This window comes from Pseudomonas corrugata, from assembly GCF_001269905.1.
GTDB lineage: Bacteria > Pseudomonadota > Gammaproteobacteria > Pseudomonadales > Pseudomonadaceae > Aquipseudomonas > Aquipseudomonas corrugata.
Map to the genome: position 1 here is coordinate 470,935 of NZ_LHVK01000009.1, position 18,323 is coordinate 489,257.

17 protein-coding genes are annotated in these 18,323 nt (G+C 60.2%); 3 read left to right on the forward strand and 14 right to left on the reverse strand.

From position 1 onward, the window contains the following. Positions 1–315 precede the first annotated feature (315 nt). From AD665_RS16245 to AD665_RS27410, 6 genes are all read right to left on the reverse strand, one after another. The gene (locus AD665_RS16245; RefSeq protein WP_024776365.1) at positions 316–1,017 is read right to left on the reverse strand and encodes an ABC transporter ATP-binding protein; all 702 of its coding nucleotides are present in this window, start codon (positions 1,015–1,017) and stop codon (positions 316–318) included. Further along, positions 1,018–1,785 carry a high-affinity branched-chain amino acid ABC transporter ATP-binding protein LivG gene (livG, locus tag AD665_RS16250; RefSeq protein ID WP_024776366.1) on the reverse strand — a complete coding sequence of 256 codons (768 nt, stop codon included), beginning with the start codon at positions 1,783–1,785 and terminating at the stop codon, positions 1,018–1,020. It lies immediately after the preceding gene. Beyond that, positions 1,782–3,035, reverse strand: a complete 1,254-nt coding sequence (locus tag AD665_RS16255; protein ID WP_024776367.1) for a high-affinity branched-chain amino acid ABC transporter permease LivM — start codon at positions 3,033–3,035, stop codon at positions 1,782–1,784. Before AD665_RS16255 ends, livG begins: the two co-directional genes overlap by 4 nt. Further along, positions 3,032–3,955 carry a high-affinity branched-chain amino acid ABC transporter permease LivH gene (gene livH / locus AD665_RS16260; protein WP_024776368.1) on the reverse strand — a complete coding sequence of 308 codons (924 nt, stop codon included), beginning with the start codon at positions 3,953–3,955 and terminating at the stop codon, positions 3,032–3,034. Before livH ends, AD665_RS16255 begins: the two co-directional genes overlap by 4 nt. A gap of 274 nt (positions 3,956–4,229) precedes the next feature. Continuing rightward, positions 4,230–5,357: a branched-chain amino acid ABC transporter substrate-binding protein gene (locus tag AD665_RS16265; protein WP_024776369.1), complete on the reverse strand. Its 1,128-nt coding sequence runs from the start codon at positions 5,355–5,357 to the stop codon at positions 4,230–4,232. A gap of 60 nt (positions 5,358–5,417) precedes the next feature. Continuing rightward, positions 5,418–5,696 carry a hypothetical protein gene (locus tag AD665_RS27410; RefSeq protein WP_057430961.1) on the reverse strand — a complete coding sequence of 93 codons (279 nt, stop codon included), beginning with the start codon at positions 5,694–5,696 and terminating at the stop codon, positions 5,418–5,420. Here AD665_RS27410 and AD665_RS16270 point away from each other — a divergent pair. After that, entirely contained in the window at positions 5,695–6,000 is a 306-nt protein-coding gene (locus tag AD665_RS16270; RefSeq protein WP_024776370.1) for a DUF2288 domain-containing protein, read from the forward strand. The genes AD665_RS27410 and AD665_RS16270 overlap by 2 nt on opposite strands. A 296-nt stretch (positions 6,001–6,296) precedes the next feature. Here the strand turns inward: AD665_RS16270 and AD665_RS16275 are convergent, their stop codons facing one another. Further along, a complete protein-coding gene (locus AD665_RS16275; protein ID WP_053192804.1) occupies positions 6,297–8,474 on the reverse strand; it encodes a hypothetical protein in 2,178 nt (725 codons plus the stop codon). A gap of 283 nt (positions 8,475–8,757) precedes the next feature. Between AD665_RS16275 and AD665_RS16280 the strand changes: the two genes are divergently transcribed. Further along, the gene (locus AD665_RS16280; protein WP_053192806.1) at positions 8,758–10,107 is read left to right on the forward strand and encodes a spinster family MFS transporter; all 1,350 of its coding nucleotides are present in this window, start codon (positions 8,758–8,760) and stop codon (positions 10,105–10,107) included. Between the two features lie 44 nt (positions 10,108–10,151). Here AD665_RS16280 and AD665_RS16285 read toward each other — a convergent pair whose 3' ends face one another. Beyond that, a complete protein-coding gene (locus AD665_RS16285; protein ID WP_053192808.1) occupies positions 10,152–11,669 on the reverse strand; it encodes an MDR family MFS transporter in 1,518 nt (505 codons plus the stop codon). 70 nt (positions 11,670–11,739) lie between these two features. After that, positions 11,740–12,930 (reverse strand): 4-hydroxybenzoate 3-monooxygenase, encoded by a 1,191-nt coding sequence (pobA, locus tag AD665_RS16290; protein ID WP_053192810.1) that lies wholly within the window; start codon positions 12,928–12,930, stop codon positions 11,740–11,742. A gap of 173 nt (positions 12,931–13,103) precedes the next feature. Here pobA and AD665_RS16295 point away from each other — a divergent pair, with 173 nt between their 5' ends. Further along, complete coding sequence (locus AD665_RS16295) at positions 13,104–13,997, forward strand: helix-turn-helix domain-containing protein (protein ID WP_024776375.1); 894 nt, start codon at positions 13,104–13,106, stop codon at positions 13,995–13,997. A 7-nt stretch (positions 13,998–14,004) separates the two neighbouring features. Here the strand turns inward: AD665_RS16295 and AD665_RS27605 are convergent, their stop codons facing one another. The 5 genes from AD665_RS27605 to arcA all read right to left on the reverse strand — a co-directional run bounded on the left by AD665_RS27605 (position 14,005) and on the right by arcA (position 18,138). Beyond that, positions 14,005–14,181 carry a hypothetical protein gene (locus AD665_RS27605; protein ID WP_167355727.1) on the reverse strand — a complete coding sequence of 59 codons (177 nt, stop codon included), beginning with the start codon at positions 14,179–14,181 and terminating at the stop codon, positions 14,005–14,007. A gap of 137 nt (positions 14,182–14,318) precedes the next feature. Continuing rightward, complete coding sequence (locus AD665_RS16305; RefSeq protein ID WP_024776376.1) at positions 14,319–14,678, reverse strand: DUF5064 family protein; 360 nt, start codon at positions 14,676–14,678, stop codon at positions 14,319–14,321. 64 nt (positions 14,679–14,742) lie between these two features. Further along, positions 14,743–15,672, reverse strand: coding sequence for a carbamate kinase (gene arcC / locus AD665_RS16310; RefSeq protein WP_024776377.1), 930 nt, complete (start codon positions 15,670–15,672; stop codon positions 14,743–14,745). A gap of 131 nt (positions 15,673–15,803) precedes the next feature. Next, on the reverse strand, positions 15,804–16,814 hold the full coding sequence (locus tag AD665_RS16315) for an ornithine carbamoyltransferase (protein WP_024776378.1): 1,011 nt from the start codon (positions 16,812–16,814) through the stop codon (positions 15,804–15,806). Positions 16,815–16,881: 67 nt separating this feature from the next. Continuing rightward, positions 16,882–18,138, reverse strand: coding sequence for an arginine deiminase (arcA, locus tag AD665_RS16320; RefSeq protein WP_024776379.1), 1,257 nt, complete (start codon positions 18,136–18,138; stop codon positions 16,882–16,884). Between the last annotated feature and the right edge of the window lie 185 nt (positions 18,139–18,323).

Genomic DNA, 18,323 nt, shown 5'->3' on the forward strand with positions numbered 1-18,323 from the left:
GCCGGTCTGCTGAACTAGAGAGGGGAGGTGGGGAAGTGTTACAGCGAGTTTCGAATTATTTTTGATCACCGCGAAATTTGTGTACAGAAAGAGATTAAAAGAAGCATCTCCATCTTTTGTGGCGAGGGGATTTATCCCCGCTGGGCTGCAACGCAGCCCCAAACCAGGCAACTCGGTGAGTCAGGCAGATTGAGGCTGCTGTGATGGGGGCTGCTTCGCAGCCCAGCGGGGATGAATCCCCTCGCCACAAAGGTGTTCACATCTAGCTGGTGCAAAAAAAACGGCCCGAAGGCCGCTTTTGTTTACTGCAACTTCTTACCCGCCCAGGTACGCCTCGCGCACCTTCGGATCGACCAGCAGCGCTTCGCCGGTGCCCTGCATCACCACGCGACCATTTTCCAACACATACGCCCGGTCGGCGATTTTCAGGGCCTGGTTGGCGTTCTGCTCCACCAGGAACACCGTCACGCCATCCTTGCGCAGTTGTTCGATGATGTCGAAGATCTGCTGGATGATGATCGGCGCCAGGCCCAGGGAGGGCTCGTCGAGCAGCAGCAGCTTGGGCTTGCTCATCAGCGCACGGCCAATGGCGAGCATTTGCTGTTCACCGCCGGACATGGTGCCTCCGCGCTGGGTAAAGCGTTCCTTCAGGCGTGGGAAAAGGTGCAGGACCTTGTCCATCTGTTCCTGAAAATCGCCCTTGTCGGTGAAGAATCCGCCCATGGCGAGGTTCTCTTCCACGGTCAGCCGGGCAAACACCCGACGACCTTCCGGCACCACGGCGATACTCTTGCGCATGATCTGCGATGAGTCCTGGCCCACCAGCTCCTCACCCATGTAGCGGATGCTGCCACTTTGGGCCTGGGGCGAACCGCAGAGCGTCATCAGCAGCGTGGACTTGCCGGCGCCGTTGGCCCCGATCAGCGTCACGATTTCGCCCTGGCGGACCTCCACGTTGACGCTGTGCAGGGCCTGGATCTTGCCGTAGAAGGTGGAAACGTTTTCGAACTGCAGCATTTACGCTTCCCCCAGGTAGGCTTTGATCACTTCAGGATTGTCCCGGATCTGTTCCGGCGTGCCGTTGGCCAGGGGCGTGCCCTGGTTGATCACCACGATATGGTCGGAAATGCTCATGACCAGTTTCATGTCGTGCTCGATCAGCAGCACGGTGACGTTGTGCTCCTCACGCAACACGCCGATCAGGGCTTTCAGGTCTTCGGTTTCCCTCGGGTTCAGGCCGGCGGCCGGTTCGTCGAGCATGAGGATCCGCGGACGGGTCATCATGCAACGGGCGATTTCCAGGCGCCGCTGCTGACCATAGGCCAGGGTGCCGGCGGTACGGTTGGCAAACTCCTTGAGATTGACCTTTTCCAGCCAGTACTCGGCGTACTCCATCGCTTCGCGCTCGCTCTTGCGGAACGACGGGGTCTTGAACAGGCCGGCCAGGAAGTTGGTGTTCAGGTGACGATGCTGGGCGATCAAGAGATTCTCGATGGCCGTCATGTCCTTGAACAATCGCACGTTCTGGAAGGTGCGCACCACGCCCTTGAGGGCGATCTTGTGCCCCGGCAGGCCCTGGATCGGCTCGCCGTCCAGCAGGATGCTACCGCCGGTTGGCTGATAGAAACCGGTCAGGCAGTTGAACACTGTGGTCTTGCCTGCGCCGTTTGGTCCGATCAGGGCAACCACTTGTTTCTCTTTCACGGTCAGGGCCACGCCATTGACGGCCAGCAGGCCGCCGAAGCGCATGCTTAGGTTTTCAACCTTGAGGATCTCGCGGCTCATTTGCGCAGCTCCATGTGTGGGCGTTGCATAGGCAGCAGACCTTGAGGACGCCAGATCATCATCAGCACCATCAAGGCGCCGAACATCAACATGCGGTATTCGCTGAATTCACGCATCATTTCGGGCAGCAGGATCATCACGATGGCGGCCAGGATCACACCCAGCTGCGACCCCATCCCGCCCAGCACCACGATGGCGAGGATGATTGCCGACTCGATGAAGGTGAACGATTCCGGCGTGACCAGACCCTGACGGGCGGCGAAGAAGCTGCCGGCGAAACCGGCGAATGTGGCACCGAGGGTAAAGGCCGACAGCTTGATCACGGTCGGGTTGAGACCCAGGGCACGGCAGGCGATTTCGTCTTCGCGCAGCGCTTCCCACGCACGTCCGATGGGCATGCGCAGCAGGCGGTTGATGACGAACAATGCGGCCAGGGCCAGCAACAGCGCAACCAGATAGAGGAACACCACTTTGCTCACCGGGTTGTAGGTCAACCCGAAGAACTCGTGGAAGGTTTGCATGCCCTCGGCTGCATTGCGGTCGAAACTCAATCCGAAGAAGGTCGGCTTGGGAATGCTGCTGATGCCATTGGGGCCGCCGGTGAGGTCCGTGAGGTTACGCAGGAACAGGCGGATGATCTCACCGAAGCCCAGGGTCACGATGGCCAGGTAGTCGCCCCGCAGACGCAGCACCGGGAAGCCGAGCAGGAAGCCGAACGTGGCCGCCATCATCCCGGCGATCGGCAGGCAGATCCAGAAGCTCAGGCCGAAGTAGTGGGACAGCAGCGCGTAGGTGTAGGCGCCCACGGCATAGAACCCCACGTAACCCAGGTCGAGCAGCCCGGCCAGGCCGACCACGATATTCAGGCCCAGACCCAGTAACACATAGATCAGGATCAGGGTGGCGATATCCACCGCCCCGCGGGAGCCGAAGAACGGCCAGACCAGCGCAACCACGATCAGGCCGATGATGATCCGGCGCTGGGTACGCGGCAGGGTCAGGAACTGGCTGAGCTTGGGCGAAACCAGCGGGCCACGGCTGGAGCGCAGCGCGGCGCCGACCTGTTGGCTGAACAGCACCCGCAGGAACATCAGCACCGAGCACAAGGCAATGACACTCAGGGTCAGCGGGCCGGTGCCGTGCACTTCAAGGTTGACGCCGACAATGCTCAGCTTGAGGCCGAGCACCGGAAAGGCCACGGCCCAGACCAGCAGGGCGCTGAACAGCGCCTGTTTAAGATATTTGCTCATACTTTCTCAACCTCCGGACGGCCCAGGATGCCGGTCGGCCGGAACAACAGAACCAGGACCAGGAGACCGAACGCAACCACGTCCTTGTACTGGTCACCGAAGATATCGGCGCCGAATGCTTCGGCCACCCCCAGCACCAGCCCGCCGAGCATCGCTCCCGGAATACTGCCGATGCCACCCAGTACCGCTGCGGTGAAGGCCTTCAGGCCCACCAGGAAACCGGCGTTCGGGTTGATCACGCCATACTGCATGCTCAACAGCACGGCAGCGACGGCCGCCAGTGCGGCACCGATGACGAAGGTCAGGGCGATGATGTTGTTGGTATTGATGCCCAGCAGGTTGGCCATCTTGATGTCCTCGGCACAGGCGCGACAGGCGCGGCCCAGGCGGGAACGGGAGATGAACAGGGTCAGGCCGAGCATGGCGATCAGGGTCACGACAAAGACCAGGATCTGCATGTAGGAAATCAGGACTTCTTCAGCACCGCCCGGGCCGAAGGAGAAACTCCCCGGGATCAGGTTGGGAATGGACTTGTCCTTGGAGTCCTGGGACAGCAATACAGTGTTTTGCAGGAACAGCGACATGCCGATGGCGGAAATCAGCGGGATCAGACGGTTGCTGCCACGCAAGGGCTGGTAGGCAACACGCTCGATACTGTAGCCATAGGCACTGGTCACGACGATCGATGCGACGAACGCAGCGGTCATCAACAGCGGCAGTGAGTGGATACCCAGCATGGCCAGCCCGGCAAGGGCAATGAAAGCCACGTAGGAACCGATCATGTAGACCTCGCCATGGGCGAAGTTAATCATTCCAATGATGCCGTAAACCATTGTGTAGCCAATGGCTATCAAGGCATAGGTGCTGCCAATGGTCAGGCCATTAACCAGCTGTTGGAAAAAGTGATAGATCTCAGGCATTACAGCGCTCCTAAAAACCCGATACGCATTTCACTGGTGGAGTCATGTTCCGGCCCGGTGCTGTGTTCTGTGATCACATTTGCACGGAGCGTTTGCCAGCGAACCGCTGGTGACGGTTTTAAGATTTTCAGGTGAACCAGCGCCCGGATCGCGGGTGCCTGGCCCATAAACCTCGTAAAACAAAGCCCACTGCTTGCACAGTGGGCTCGTTGACCGTGAGTGTCCCGTATCACAAAAAAAGAACGTATTTGTGAAACAGGACACTAGGCCTGGCTTACTGAGGGGAAACTTCAGTTTTCGGTTTGCCGAAGTGCCACTGGTAGACCACGAATTTGAAGTCCTTCAGGTCGCCCTTTTCATTGAACGACAGTTCGCCGGTCGGGGTCTTGAAGGTGCCTTTGTGGAGGGCTTCAGCGACCTTGGTGGTGTCGTCGCTCTTGGCGGCCTTGATGCCTTCGGCGATCAGCTCGACGGCGGAGTAGGCCGGGAACACGAACGGACCACTTGGATCCTTGCCGTCGGCCTTGATGGCCGCAACGATCTTCTGGTTCTCAGGATCGGCGTCGAAGGATTTCGGCAGGGTCACCAGCAGGCCTTCGGAAGCGTCCTGGGCAATTTGCGAGATGGAGTCGTTGCCGACACCTTCAGGCCCCATGAACTTGGCGTTCAGGCCTTTTTCCTTGGATTGACGCAGGATCAGGCCCAGCTCAGGGTGGTAGCCGCCGTAGTAGACGAAGTCGACGTTGTTCTGCTTGAGCTTCTGGATGATCGAGGAGAAGTCCTTGTCACCAGCGTTCAGGCCTTCGAATACGGCGACTTTCACGCCTTTGCTCTCGAGGGTCTGCTTGACGGCGCTGGCGATGCCTTCACCGTACTGCTGCTTGTCGTGCAGGACCGCAACGACTTTCGGCTTGACGTAGTCGGCAATGTAATTACCGGCGGCAGGGCCCTGGGCGCTGTCCAGGCCGATGGTGCGGAAGACCAGCTTGTAGCCACGGGCGGTGATTTCCGGGCTGGTGGCCGCTGGGGTGATCATGATCACGCCTTCGTCTTCGTAGATGTCCGAAGCCGGTTGGGTGGAGCTGGAGCACAGGTGACCGACGACGAACTTGACGCCATCGTTGACCACTTTGTTCGCCACGGCTACGGCCTGTTTAGGGTCGCAGGCATCATCGTATTCCTTGGCTTCGAGCATTTTGCCGTCGACGCCGCCCTTTGCGTTGATGTCCTTGATGGCTTGTTTCGCGCCGACGAATTGCATGTCGCCGTACTGGGTCACCGGACCGGTCTTCGGACCGGCGATGCCGATCTTGATGGTGTCGGCGGCGAACGAATGGCTGGCAACCCCGGCCAGAACCATAGCGGCAAACAGTTTGGAAATCTGCTTAGTAGCCTTAGTCATAGTGCTCCACTCATGCTGTTGTAGTTTTTATAGTCCTGGCGCCGTAGCGGCAGAACCGGGTCAGATATTCTGGATATCCCCCCGGAAAATGCCCCCGGCAACTGTACCGGTACAGTGTAGAGCGCCGGTTGTTGGCAAGGGAAGCTGGCGCTTGGGGGCAAAATCAGAGGGTGTCGCTTTATCGAAAGAAAAAGACAGAATAGCGGCGGGCAATGTCCGGTCAAATCGGCAGTCCCTGGCTTTGCTGTGCTTTTCAATCGTACTCCAATTGCTACCGGGTTTTTCTGCCAGACCACCGACGTTATCATTCGCGTCGATTTCTTTTCCGGACAGTCCCATGAATCAAGAACCTAGCACCCTCTATGCCAAACTGCTTGGAGAAACTGCATCCATCACCTGGAAGGAGCTGGAGCCGTTCTTTGCCAAGGGTGCCCTGTTATGGGTCGAGCCGGCACTGGATTTGATCGCCGCCGCCGAGGCAGTCGCTCAGGATGAAGGCGATAAAGTCGCCGCCTGGCTGGCCGCCGGGCAACTCGCCAAGCTGTCTGAAACGCGGGCGCTGGATTTTCTGGAGCGCGATCCATTGCTGTGGGCGGTGGTGGTTTCGCCGTGGATAATGATCCAGGAAAGGGCGTCGAATTGATCGATGCACCAAATTGGGTCGTATCTTGATCGAATAAAAGTGTGTAGCTGAGTAGCGTGATGGCACCCTGCCGTGGTGAAACGCCACAGGGCAGGGTGACGTATACGTAACGGGAACAGTTCATGGGGCAGCCTTCGGGCTGCCTAATTGTTTCTGGATGTTGTTCCGGGGTGTTGTCCAGGCCGCCATCGCGAGCAGGCTCGCTCCCACGGAGGACCGATTTCTTCCAGGAAGATCGCGATTCAATGTGGGAGCGAGCCTGCTCGCGATAGATGCGCGGCGGTCTCGCGACAGCTTCAGTAAGTCTTGCCGGTATGGTTATTGAGCGAAATGACCTTGGTCTTGCCGATGCGATGGCGGTAGATCTCGCGCAGATATTTGATGGCCTTCTTCACACAATCACGGGACAGGCGGATATCGTTGATCGAGACGAACTTGTCCTTGTCGTTGATGAGTTCGCGGTACTTCTTCTCGTACATCGGCTTGATCGCGTACCAGTTGGTATCGAGGATCTTCGCCGGGTTCTCGAATTCGTTGAGCAGGTCGTCGATCCGTTCCTCGTCGAAGTCTTCATTGATGATGAAGTCCAGGATCGAGTTGTCCAGGGTGTCGTCGAAGCGATACGGGTTGCGGGCGAAGCAGCGCTTGATGAAGGCCACGATCAGGGTCAGGAAGTCATCCGACAGGCACGGGCTCTTGGCGATCAGGGTGGTCAGCGACAGGTTGGCCGATGCGCCGATCACCAGGGCATAACGCTTTAGGGTGGTGTTGGGAAACAGGCTGTTGAGATGGGTCTTGAGCCGGTTCAGGTCCATGTAGGACAGCTTGTAGTCCTTGGGCAGCGAAACGATGGACACCACCGAGGAGCAGTTCTTGAAGAAGTGCAGGTCATGCAGGGCGGCGGCGTCGTAGCCGGAATTCTTGTATTGCTCCAGCGAAGCCCGGTAGCGCTTGGATTCGATCGGCAACAGGCTGATCCCCTCGATGGCCTGGGTCACTTTATTGAAGTGCGGCAGGTCGATGGAGCGGAAGAACAGGTCGTCGATGTTCAGGCGCGGCGGTTCTTTGTCGAACACCTTGAACTTGTCGCTGCTTGGCGCCGGGGTTTCCGGGACGACGGATTCGGCGTAGGCAATCGCCACGGGGCCGGCCAGACTCATGAACAAGTCGTTGGCGTCCAGGCGAATGGTTTCACCGATGTCGATGCCGGCACGACGGAAGTAGTTCTGGTCGTAATCGGTGGTGACCGCCTGGGCCGTCAGGATGTTGAAGATCTGCTGGGAGATGTACTGGTTGGCGTGCTTCTCCATGGCGTTGACGTCGATGTTCTGGATGTTGCCGTCATCGTTCTCTTCGGCGTAGCGCATGATGTCGTTGGAGATCAGCATCATTGCGTTCCACGGGCGGATACGGCCCATGACGCTGGCTTCGCTGCTGTCTTCATTAGCGAAGTTGTACGAGAAATCCCATTCTTCCGACAGGTACTTGCACAGTAGACGCCCGGCGTTAATGTGCAGGGCTTCGGACATTTCGCTGCGGTGATCGGAAATGTTCGGCAGTACGCAGATGCCGCTGGTGAAAATTGGTTCGAAGACGAAAGAGTGACCACTTTTGCCGTCGTGCTCATCCATCGGCTTGGTGTCGAACGTCTTGTTCATGTACGAGTGCTGTTGGGCCAGGCCGAACTCCGAGGCCATGCCCGAACCGGTACCGCCGCCGGCGCTGAAGATCGAGAAGTACAGGCGCGACTGGTTGGCCTTGATGCCGCAGCTGTCGATCAGGTACGAGTGGATCATCTTCCAGTCGGGGCTGGAGAAGCGCTGGGTGTCCTTGTTCAGGATGATCTTGGCCAGGTACTGGCCCAGGATCGGCGCGTTACCGGCGCCACCGGCATGGACTTCCGACAGGTCCATGATTTTCATCTTGCTGTAGTCGCGCAGGAAGCCGGTTTTTTCGCCCTTGCGTGAGAATCGGATGCGTCCGGCAATGTCCTTGTCCAGATCGCCGAGCATCACCAGCGGCTCCACCAGGAACACCGGTTTGGTCGCCTTGCCGGTGCCCAGGCGCAGGTTGTTGCGGATCCACTGCGCAGGACGGTAGCCCTTGTCGCTGTAGGCCTTGTCTTCGTTGTTGAATTCGTTGAGGTAGAACTTGCGGGCGTTGTAGACCAGTTCCGCCACGTCCAGGGCGATGTTGGAGCCGCAGCGCCCCAGGCCGATCAGGCACACCGAAGGGAATTCCTGCTGGTCACGTTCGCTCTCGTCGTCCACCAGATGAGGTGGGCGCGGGAACACGGTATCGCGCAGGCCGTCGAGGTTATCGAGGATGCGGTCGGTGTTGGTCTCGGTGAAATACAGATACTGCTGCGTCGCCAGGGGACGCGAGCTGTTCGATGACTTCGGGGTCTCAGGGCCGTTGGCGGCCGGGCCCAGGGTCAGATCGGATACCGCAGTGGCTGTTTTTTTTGAGGTCATTATGCGCCGTAGCCTGAACTGGTGGGTTGGACGACCGCTGTCATCGAACCATCGCGGATGAAAGAAGCTTCATGATGGATCGGCCACCGGGACATGATCTTTAATCAAGAACGGGCAAAATGATGGCAATTGTTACGGTTTGTTGATCGGCATCAATAAACGGGTCGTGCCCCATGGTCGGGTATCAGCGCTACGAATGATTGGAGACAGTCTCCGCACTGCTGTCTAGATTGCAGGTTCCGGGCTCGGATGCCTCGCCCATAACAATAAAAGAGACGGAACCATGCAGAACTCGACCCAAGCGGCGAATGCCTGGCGCATTCTGTTCCTGTTGTTTCTGGCCAACCTGTTCAATTTCTTCGACCGCACCATCCCGGCGATCATCATCGAGCCGATCCGCATGGAATGGAGCCTCAGCGATTTCCAGATCGGCATCATCGGCACCGCCTTCACCATCGTGTATGCCATTGCCGGCCTGCCCCTGGGGCGCATGGCCGATACCGGGTCGCGCAGCAAGCTGATGGGCTGGGGACTGGCGGCCTGGAGCGGGCTGACGGCAATCAATGGCCTGGTGGGCAGTTTCTGGGCGTTCCTGTTGGTGCGCATGGGTATCGGTATTGGCGAAGCCAGTTACGCGCCGGCTGCGAACTCGCTGATCGGCGATCTGTTCCCGGCCCATCGCCGGGCTCGAGCCATGGGAATATTCATGCTGGGCCTGCCGATTGGACTGTTGCTGGCGTTCTTTAGCATCGGGGCGATGGTCAAGGCTTTCGACAGCTGGCGCGCGCCGTTCTTCATCGCCGCGGTGCCGGGGCTGGTGCTGGCGGTCTTCATGTTCTTTATCAAGGAACCCAAGCGCGGTGCGGCGGAAACCGTGCCGGTGTCCCAGGAAAAAATCGACCGGCCGATCCGTCGGGTGCTGGCGATTCCCACGTTCCTGTGGCTGGTGCTGGCGGGGCTGTGTTTCAACTTCGCCACTTATGCCTGCAACTCGTTCCTGGTGCCGATGTTGCAGCGTTACTTCCTGATGCCTCTGCATGAAGCCGCCGTGGCCACCGGGATCATGGTGGGCGTGACCGGACTGTTCGGGCTGACTCTGGGAGGCTGGATCGCCGACAAGATTCATCAGCGGGTGCCCAATGGCCGGTTGCTGTTCGCTGCGTTCAGCCTGGTCGTTTCCACGCTGACGACGGCCTGGGCGCTACATGCCGGGCGCATTGAGATTGGTGTGTTCGTTGCGGTGTTCAGCGTCGGTTGGCTGTTTGCCTATACTTTTTACACCTGCGTGTACACGGCGATCCAGGACGTAGTGGAGCCGCGTCTGCGGGCGACGGCGATGGCGCTGTTCTTCGCCGGGCTGTACCTGCTCGGTGGCGGCCTGGGACCGGTGGTGGTTGGTGGCCTGTCGGATTACTTCGCTCGCACCGCCATGGCCGCTACTGGCGCTCCGCAGATGACAGAGGCGTTCAAGGCCATCGGTTTGCACGATGCGATGTACCTGATCCCGGTGGCGCTGTTCTTGACCATGGTGTTCCTGTTCCTGGCGTCGCGCTGTTTCGCCCGCGATGCCAAGCGGATGAAGGATGGGATGAGTGCGCAGGTGGAACCGGGGATTGTTGCGGCGACGGCTTGAGGTGATAGGACATTATGAGGCTTTTGTGGCGAGGGGGATTTTGTTTACCGAACCTGTTCCTCCCGTCCCCGCAACAGTCTATTCGGCATTGCCACTGCCGCCGCCAATCCCAGCAGCGACACCGCTGCGCTGATCATCAGCAGATGGCGGAACGTCGTCTGCAACTCCAGGCGCAGGGCGTCCCGTGCTTCGCCCGGGGCGGCGTTCAAGCCGTCCAGCAGGGCGTTGCCGGAATGGCCTTCGCTGATCAGCGACGAACCGGCGAACTGAGCAAAACCTGAATCCTGCAGCAAGGCCAGCAGCAATGCTGACATCAGCGCCACACCCACCGCGCCGCCGAGGGAACGGAACAGGTTGGTGGTGCTGGTGGCGACGCCGATATCCCGTTGTTGCACCGAGTTCTGCGAACCCACCAGTGAGGTGGGGAACTGCATGCCGGAGGCGATGCCGCCGAGCAGCATGAACAGGCTGCTGAGCCAGAACGCGTCGGGCGCCGTGCAGGCCATGCCGAGGATTGCGAAGGGAAAGAGCAGGGCGCCGCTGAGGATCATCGGTTTGTAGCGGCCCGTGACCGAGGTGCGGCGTCCGGCGAAATACGCGCCGATGGGCAAACCCATCGCCAGTGGCAGCAGATGCAACGCCGCGCTGTCGGCGCCGGCACCGGTCACGCTCTGAAAGCGCAGTGGTACCAGCACTGTCAGGGAAATCGCTTGGAAGCTGGTGAAAAATACCGTGCACCAACACAACACCGCGCTGCGGTTGACGAACAGGTGCATCGGCAGCAAGGGCTCCCGGGTACGGCGTTCGTGCCAGACGAACATGCCCAGCGTCGCCACGGCGCAACCCAGCAGTCCCAGTACGCTCCGGCTGTGCCAGGCCTGCCCCTGACCGACTTGGGTAATACCCAGCAGCAACGCGCTCAGGCCGATGATCAGCAGGATGGTGCCCAGGTAGTCGATGATTGGCGTGCGGTGCGGCAGCGACAGCCCGACCAGGGTGCGGCGCGCCACCAGCCAGGCGCCCAGGCCCAGTGGCAGGTTGATCCAGAATACCCAGCGCCACGACAGGTACTCGGTCATGTAGCCGCCCAGCACTGGTCCGGCCACACTGGCCACCGCATACATGCTGCTGAAGTAACCCTGATAGCGGCCACGCTCGCGGGGCGGCACGATGTCACCGATGATCGCCTGGCTCACGGAGATCATCCCGCCAGCACCGATGCCCTGGAGAATCCGCGCCAGCACCAGCTGTTCCATGTTTTGCGCCAGGCCACAGAACAGCGAGGCCAGGGTGAACAGCCCCATGCCGAACAGCATCAGCGGTCGGCGACCGTAGAGATCGCCCAGCTTGCCGTAGATCGGCACCGCCACGGTCATGGCGACCATGTAGCCGGAAATGACCCAGGCCAACAGGCTGAGGTCCTTGAATTGGGCGGAGATGGCCGGCATCGAGACGGCGACAATGGTCTGGTCCAGCGCGCCCAGGAAAATCGCCAGCATCAGGGCCACCAGTACGCTGTGGATAGCGGGCTGCTGGACGTTGAGGGTGTTGAGCTGAGTCACGATAGAGCCTGCGGGCATCACGCCAAAGAGGCGAGTGAAGAAGGAGCCCGCAGTGTAAGTCGGTAGCCGGCTATTCGATAGCCTCGTAAGGAAGTCCGACGTAATTTTCTGCAATGGTTTTTCGCCCGGCTTCAGAGTCGACGAAATATTCCAGCTCGGCTTCGCTGATGCGCTGGTTGAAGGCGTCGTCGTCGAAGCGGTGCAGCATCGACGTCATCCACCAGGAGAAGCGCTCGGCTTTCCAGACGCGCCGCAGGCAGATGGCCGAATACCGCTGCAGCAGGTCCACTCGGCCTCCGCGATAGACCTTGAGCAGGATGTCGAACAGTGTGCTGACGTCGCTGGCCGCCAGGTTCAGGCCCTTGGCCCCGGTGGGCGGGACGATGTGGGCGGCATCGCCCACCAGGAACATGCGCCCGTACTGCATGGGCTCGACCACGAAGCTGCGCAGCGGCGCGATGCTCTTCTCGATGGACGGGCCGGTGACCAGGGCCTCGGCCAGATCGGCGGGCAGGCGGGTCTTGAGTTCGGTCCAGAAGCGCTCGTCCGGCCAGTCAGTCACCTGTTCTTCGGCGGGTACTTGCAGGTAGTACCGGGTGCGGGTCTTGGAGCGCATGCTGCACAAGGCAAATCCGCGCTCGTGGCGGGCGTAGACCAGTTCCTCGTTGACCGGCGGAGTGTCGGCCAGGATGCCAAGCCAGCCGAAAGGGTAGACCCGCTCGAAAACTTTCAGTTTTTCCGCCGGGATGGATTGCCGTGCCACGCCATGGAAGCCATCGCACCCGGCGATGTAGTCGCAATCCACGCGCCAGGTTTCACCCTGATGCTCGAACGTCACGAAAGGCTGGTCGGTCTGCATGTCCTGGGGGCGGGCGTTGTCGACCTGGTAAAGCGTCCGGGCACCGGCCTTTTCGCGGGCGGCCATCAGGTCGCGTGTCACTTCGGTCTGACCATAGACCATCACGTTCTTGCCGCCGGTCAACCCTTTGAGATCGATGTGTACCCTTCGGCCATTGAGGACCAGTTCGAAACCGTCATGCTCCAATCCCTCGGCATCCATGCGTTGGCCGACGCCGGCCCGACGCAGCAGTTCGGCCATGCCTTGCTCCAGCACACCGGCGCGGATGCGACTCAGGACATAGTCCGGGGTCTGGCGTTCAAGGATAAGGGTGTCAATTCCGGCATTGTGCAATAACTGGCCGAGCAGTAGTCCAGAGGGGCCTGCACCGATAATGGCGACTTGGGTCTTGAGGGTTTTCATTGTTGTTATGACTCGCACGAAGCACGCGACCAGGGCCGGTGTGGATTGTTATGAACCGAGTCCTTGCATTTTTTCCTTGCGGGCCTGTCAATTGAAGGGGAAAACTGAGCCGATACCTGTACTTTCTGCCAATCGGTGCGATTATCGCCCGTTACCCGAGGCCGATCCTCGTTATGAAGAAAACAGACCTGCCTTCGATCCCGGTGTTCAAGCTCTACGGCGAAAGCCTGGATTGGCCGACGCCGGACTTGCTGCACTGCGAAACCATTTCCAAGCGCAGTCGCGAGCATCAATGGGAAATCAAACCCCATCGGCATGCCGACCTTTGCCAGTTGCTGTTCGTCTTCAAGGGCCAGGCTGAGCTGGAAATCGAAGGCCAGCGCACCCGACTAGACGAGCCGGCGGTGCAGATCCTGCCGCCGCTGTCGGTCCATGGCTTTCGCTTCTCGGAAGATGTGGAAGGTTACGTGGTGACCCTGGCGGCGCCGCTGGTGACACACTTGCAAGGGCAGTTGGGCCATTCGGTGAACATTCTGGCCCAGGCCGAGAGCTACCCGGCCGGTGAAAACGCCGAATACCTCAACAGCCTGTTCAGCGCCTTGCAGAATGAGTACATGGGGCATCAACCGGCCCGGGAAATGCTCATGCATGCGCTGGTCAACGTGATCATGGTCTGGGTCAGCCGCCAGGTCATGCAGCGACGTACCCAGACCCAGCGCCCGCAGCGGGCCCGGGAATACCTCAACGGGTTCATGCAACTGGTGGAGGAAACCTATCGCGAGCACGTCAAGGTGGAAGACCTGGCCCATCGCCTGGGCATTTCCGTGTCGCACCTCAACGGCACCTGCCGCGAGTTGGCGGGGCAGCCGGCTTTGCAGATCATGCATGAGCGTCAATTGCTGGAGGCCAAGCGGATGCTGACCTACACCGGCATGACCATCTATGAGATCTCCGAGATGCTCGGGTTCTCCGACCCGACCAATTTCACTCGCCTGTTCCGCCGCCGCGTCGGCATTTCGCCCAAGGCCTTCCGAGACCGGCTCAAGACCGATCAGCAGGACGACTGAGCGCGCGTCAGCGCAGGGCGTTCAAGGTCGCGTTGTGCGGAATGCAGCGTTCGAAGTTGCAGCTGGCGTAGTCCCGGGGCAGTTGTCTGGCCTGCTCGACCCGATAGGCCGCCGTACCATACAGCGCGAGCGTAGCGGCGCAGGTCACGAAAATGGCGAGGCGTCTTTTTGTTCTGATGTTCATGGCGATGACCTCTGAACGAATACCCTGGGGTACTGCTTTCAGCATAGGTCAGCCGGGGGGAGTTGCCAGTGGGGTGGAGGGTGCAATTACCCTGGCATTCAGAGCACTGATGTCCCCCTGTAGGGCTGCCAGGTGGATTAGGTCAGGTGCTCGGGCTTCACCGGATCGCCCGGTTTTACATCCAGTTGCTTGCGCACGTCCTCGAACATTTCGTCGTAATACGTGTGCATCGAGCCAATGCTGGCGCTCTTCGGCATGCCGTATTTTTGCGCGATGTTTGTGGCGTGCCGGGCAAAGTCGAAGGCGAGGTCCTTTGGCAGGAAAAAACGCTCGTCCACGCTTTTGTCCTCGACCGTGCCGTGCAACCGGAATGACATGCCTGTGCCTTCCTTGGGGTCCTGGGCCACTTCGTAGTCGATGCACAGGTTGTAGCTGAAGTCATCCTTGTTCAGCGCATGGCGCTCCATGTGCAGGTGACCGGGTTGGAACATGGCCATGAGAGACTCTCCTTGAAAGGCATAGAAGTAGGGCAGACCCTGGATCTGGCCCTGGAGTTTCCGGTTATCGATAAGCGATACCCGTTGTTTCCATGCTGATGCGGGTGCCGGCGGTGCCGTGGACGATAGCATCGATATCCGAGAGGGACCCGATCACCGCGACCTTGCCGGTATTGCGCGCAAATTCGCAGGCGGCCTGCACCTTGGGGCCCATGGAGCCGGCGGCGAAGTCGAGTTTTTCCATGTCGTCGGGGTGGGCCCGGGCAATGGCTTTGCAGGTCGGCTTACCAAAATCGATGAAGACCGCGTTGACATCGGTGGCGATCACCAGCAGATCGCTTTCCAGTTGTTCGGCCAGCAGCGCCGAGCACAGGTCCTTGTCGATGACCGCTTCGACGCCTTGCAGCTTGCCGTCGACACCGTACACCGTCGGGATGCCTCCACCCCCGGCACAGATCACGATGCTGCCCTTTTCCAGCAGCCACTTGATCGGACGGATTTCAAAGATGCGCTTGGGCCTGGGGCTGGCGACCACACGGCGAAACCTGTCGCCGTCCGGGGCGATGGTCCAGCTTTTTTCGGCGGCCAGTTTCTGCGCCTCCTGCTGGCTGTAGACCGGGCCGATGGGCTTGGTAGGGTGTTGGAAGGCCGGGTCGTTGGGGTCTACTTCCACCTGGGTCAGCAGCGTGGCGAGGGGCACGTCGACGTCCAGCAGATTGCCCAGTTCCTGCTCGATGATGTAGCCGATCATGCCATCGGTCTCGGCGCCCAGCACGTCCAGCGGATACGGGGTCACCGAGGTATAGGCCGCCGCTTGCAGCGATAGCAGGCCGACTTGCGGGCCGTTGCCGTGGGCGATCACCAACTGGTTGCCGGGATGGATCCGGGCGATCTGTTCGGTTGCGGTGCGAATGTTGCTGCGTTGGTTGTCGGCGGTCATGGGTTCATCCCGACGCAGGAGGGCGTTACCGCCCAGGGCAACGACGATGCGCATAGTGCTCTCCTTGAAAATGGAACATGGTTCCTGTGGGAGCGAGCCTGCTCGCGAATGCGGTGTATCAACCCATGAATGAGCTGGCTGATCGTCCGCCATCGCGAGCAGGCTCGCTCCCACAAGGGACGGCCTTACAAGTCCGCCAGCGTCGACACCAGCACCGCCTTGATGGTGTGCATGCGGTTTTCCGCCTGCTCGAAGGCGATGCACGCGGGTGACTCGAACACGTCGTCCGTGACTTCAATGCCGTTGGCCAGATGCGGATACTGCTCGGCGATCTGTTTGCCGACCTTGGTGTCGCTGTTATGGAATGCCGGCAGGCAGTGCATGAAGCGAGTACGCGGGTTGCCGGAGGCTTTCATCAAGTCGGCATTGACCTGGTAAGGCAACAGTTGCTCGATACGCTCGGCCCAGGCTTCGACCGGCTCGCCCATGGAGACCCAGACGTCAGTGTGAATGAAGTCCACTCCCTTGACGGCCGCTTTCGGATCCTCGGTGAGGGTGATACGTGCGCCGCTTTCTGCGGCGTAGTGATGACAGCGCTGCACCAGATCGTCGTGGGGCCAGAGGGCCTTGGGCGCGCAGATACGCACATCCATGCCCAGTTTCGCGCCGATCAGCAGCAACGAGTTGCCCATGTTGTTACGGGCGTCCCCCAGGTACGCATAGCTGATCTCATGGATCGGTTTGTCGGCGTGCTCGCGCATGGTCAGCACATCGGCAATCATTTGCGTGGGGTGGTATTCATCGGTCAGGCCGTTGAACACCGGTACTCCGGCGAACTTCGCCAGTTCCTCGACGATCTCCTGCTTGAAACCCCGGTATTCGATGGCGTCGTACATGCGCCCGAGTACGCGGGCGGTGTCCTTCATGCTTTCCTTGTGGCCGATCTGCGACGAGTTGGGGTCGATGTAGGTGACATTGGCGCCCTGGTCGTAGGCGGCCACTTCGAAGGCGCAACGGGTGCGTGTCGAGGTTTTCTCGAAGATCAGCGCGATGTTGTTGCCCTTGAGATGCTGCTGTTCGGTACCGGTGTACTTGGCCCGCTTGAGGTCGCGGGACAGGTCCAGCAAGTAGTGCAGTTCTCGGGGAGTGTGGTGCTCAAGGCTGAGCAGGTTACGGTTATGGATGTTGAACGCCATGATGCATCTCCTTGGGTTTCGGCGGGCCCCGGAAGGTGTCCGGTCAACCGGGGCCCAGGCTCGAAGGTCAGTAGTCGATCGGGTCGCGAATGATCGGGCAGGTCATGCAATGTCCGCCGCCGCGGCCCCGGCCCAGCTCGCTGGCGCTGATGGTGATGACCTCCACCCCGGCCTTGCGCAGCAGAGTGTTGGTGTAGGTGTTGCGGTCGTAGCCAATCACCACGCCCGGTTCCAGGGCCACCACGTTGTTGCCGTCGTCCCATTGTTCGCGTTCGGCGGCGAAGCTGTTGCCGCCGGTTTCCACTACCCGTAGCGCCGGGAGCTTGAGGGCGGCGGCAACGGTGTCGATGAAGCTGCCTTCTTCGCGGCGCACGTCGATACCGCCGGGTTTGCTTTCGTCGGGACGCAGGGAGAAGGCGACGATCTGGCCCACCACCTCCGGGAACACAGTCACCAGGTCGCGGTCGCAGAAACTGAACACGGTATCCAGGTGCATGGCAGCCCGGGACTTCGGCAGGCCGGCGACGATGACCCGCTCCACGGCCTGGTGCTTGAACAGGTTCAGCGCCAGTTGGCCGATGGCCTGGCGGGATGAGCGCTCGCCCATGCCGATCAGCACGACACCGTTACCGATGGGCATCACGTCACCGCCTTCGAGGGTGGCACTGCCATGGTCCAGATCCGGGTTGCCGTACCAGATCTGGAAATCGGCATGGGTGAACTCGGGGTGGAATTTGTACAGGGCGGTGGCCAGCAGGGTTTCCTGGCGGCGCGCCGGCCAATACATCGGATTCAGGGTGACGCCGCCATAGATCCAGCAAGTGGTGTCGCGGGTGAATTGGGTATTGGGCAGCGGCGGCAGGATGAAGCTGGAATGTCCGAGGAAGTCGCGAAACATCTGGATGGTCTTGCCACCGAAGCTGTCGGGCAGGTCATCGGCCGAGACGCCACCGATGAGGAATTCGGCGATACGGCGGGGTTCCAGGCTGCGCAGCCACGAACCGACCTCACTCACCAGGCCCAGGCCCACCGAGTTGGGGATCACCTTGCGTTGCAGGATCCAGTCCAGGGCTTCGGGGATGGCGACGATGTCGGTCAGCAGATTGTGCATCTCCAGCACGTCGATGCCCCGCTCGCGCATCTTGGTGACAAAATCGAAATGGTCGCGCTTGGCCTGGGCGACCCACAGCACGTCATCGAACAGCAGTTCATCGCAGTTGTTCGGGGTCAGCCGCTGATGGGCCAGGCCTGGGGAACACACCAAGACTTTACGCAATCTACCGGCTTCCGAATGAACGCCGTACTGCATTTTTTCCGTGGTCATCACACATCCTCCCGTTAAGCGTTTAGCGATCACAAAGTCAGGAAGCCGCTGTAGAGCCCATGGGCGGCAATCAGGACGGAGAGCAGCGGAGCCGCGAAATGATCAGGCCGACGTTGCCCGGCCTGGCGCTGATCCAATACCCCCTGGCCGATTGAAAACCCATGTAGTCGCAGGCATCGCATGAA

What these genes read in the sequence shown, in the direction of transcription:
- AD665_RS16245 (WP_024776365.1), bottom strand. Translation starts at nt 1,017, where the DNA reads ATGCTGCAGTTCGAAAACGTTTCCACCTTCTACGGCAAGATCCAGGCC.
- livG (WP_024776366.1), bottom strand. Translation starts at nt 1,785, where the DNA reads ATGAGCCGCGAGATCCTCAAGGTTGAAAACCTAAGCATGCGCTTCGGC.
- AD665_RS16255 (WP_024776367.1), bottom strand. Translation starts at nt 3,035, where the DNA reads ATGAGCAAATATCTTAAACAGGCGCTGTTCAGCGCCCTGCTGGTCTGG.
- livH (WP_024776368.1), bottom strand. Translation starts at nt 3,955, where the DNA reads ATGCCTGAGATCTATCACTTTTTCCAACAGCTGGTTAATGGCCTGACC.
- AD665_RS16265 (WP_024776369.1), bottom strand. Translation starts at nt 5,357, where the DNA reads ATGACTAAGGCTACTAAGCAGATTTCCAAACTGTTTGCCGCTATGGTT.
- AD665_RS16270 (WP_024776370.1), top strand. Translation starts at nt 5,695, where the DNA reads ATGAATCAAGAACCTAGCACCCTCTATGCCAAACTGCTTGGAGAAACT.
- AD665_RS27410 (WP_057430961.1), bottom strand. Translation starts at nt 5,696, where the DNA reads ATGGGACTGTCCGGAAAAGAAATCGACGCGAATGATAACGTCGGTGGT.
- AD665_RS16275 (WP_053192804.1), bottom strand. Translation starts at nt 8,474, where the DNA reads ATGACCTCAAAAAAAACAGCCACTGCGGTATCCGATCTGACCCTGGGC.
- AD665_RS16280 (WP_053192806.1), top strand. Translation starts at nt 8,758, where the DNA reads ATGCAGAACTCGACCCAAGCGGCGAATGCCTGGCGCATTCTGTTCCTG.
- pobA (WP_053192810.1), bottom strand. Translation starts at nt 12,930, where the DNA reads ATGAAAACCCTCAAGACCCAAGTCGCCATTATCGGTGCAGGCCCCTCT.
- AD665_RS16295 (WP_024776375.1), top strand. Translation starts at nt 13,104, where the DNA reads ATGAAGAAAACAGACCTGCCTTCGATCCCGGTGTTCAAGCTCTACGGC.
- AD665_RS27605 (WP_167355727.1), bottom strand. Translation starts at nt 14,181, where the DNA reads ATGAACATCAGAACAAAAAGACGCCTCGCCATTTTCGTGACCTGCGCC.
- AD665_RS16305 (WP_024776376.1), bottom strand. Translation starts at nt 14,678, where the DNA reads ATGGCCATGTTCCAACCCGGTCACCTGCACATGGAGCGCCATGCGCTG.
- arcC (WP_024776377.1), bottom strand. Translation starts at nt 15,672, where the DNA reads ATGCGCATCGTCGTTGCCCTGGGCGGTAACGCCCTCCTGCGTCGGGAT.
- AD665_RS16315 (WP_024776378.1), bottom strand. Translation starts at nt 16,814, where the DNA reads ATGGCGTTCAACATCCATAACCGTAACCTGCTCAGCCTTGAGCACCAC.
- arcA (WP_024776379.1), bottom strand. Translation starts at nt 18,138, where the DNA reads ATGACCACGGAAAAAATGCAGTACGGCGTTCATTCGGAAGCCGGTAGA.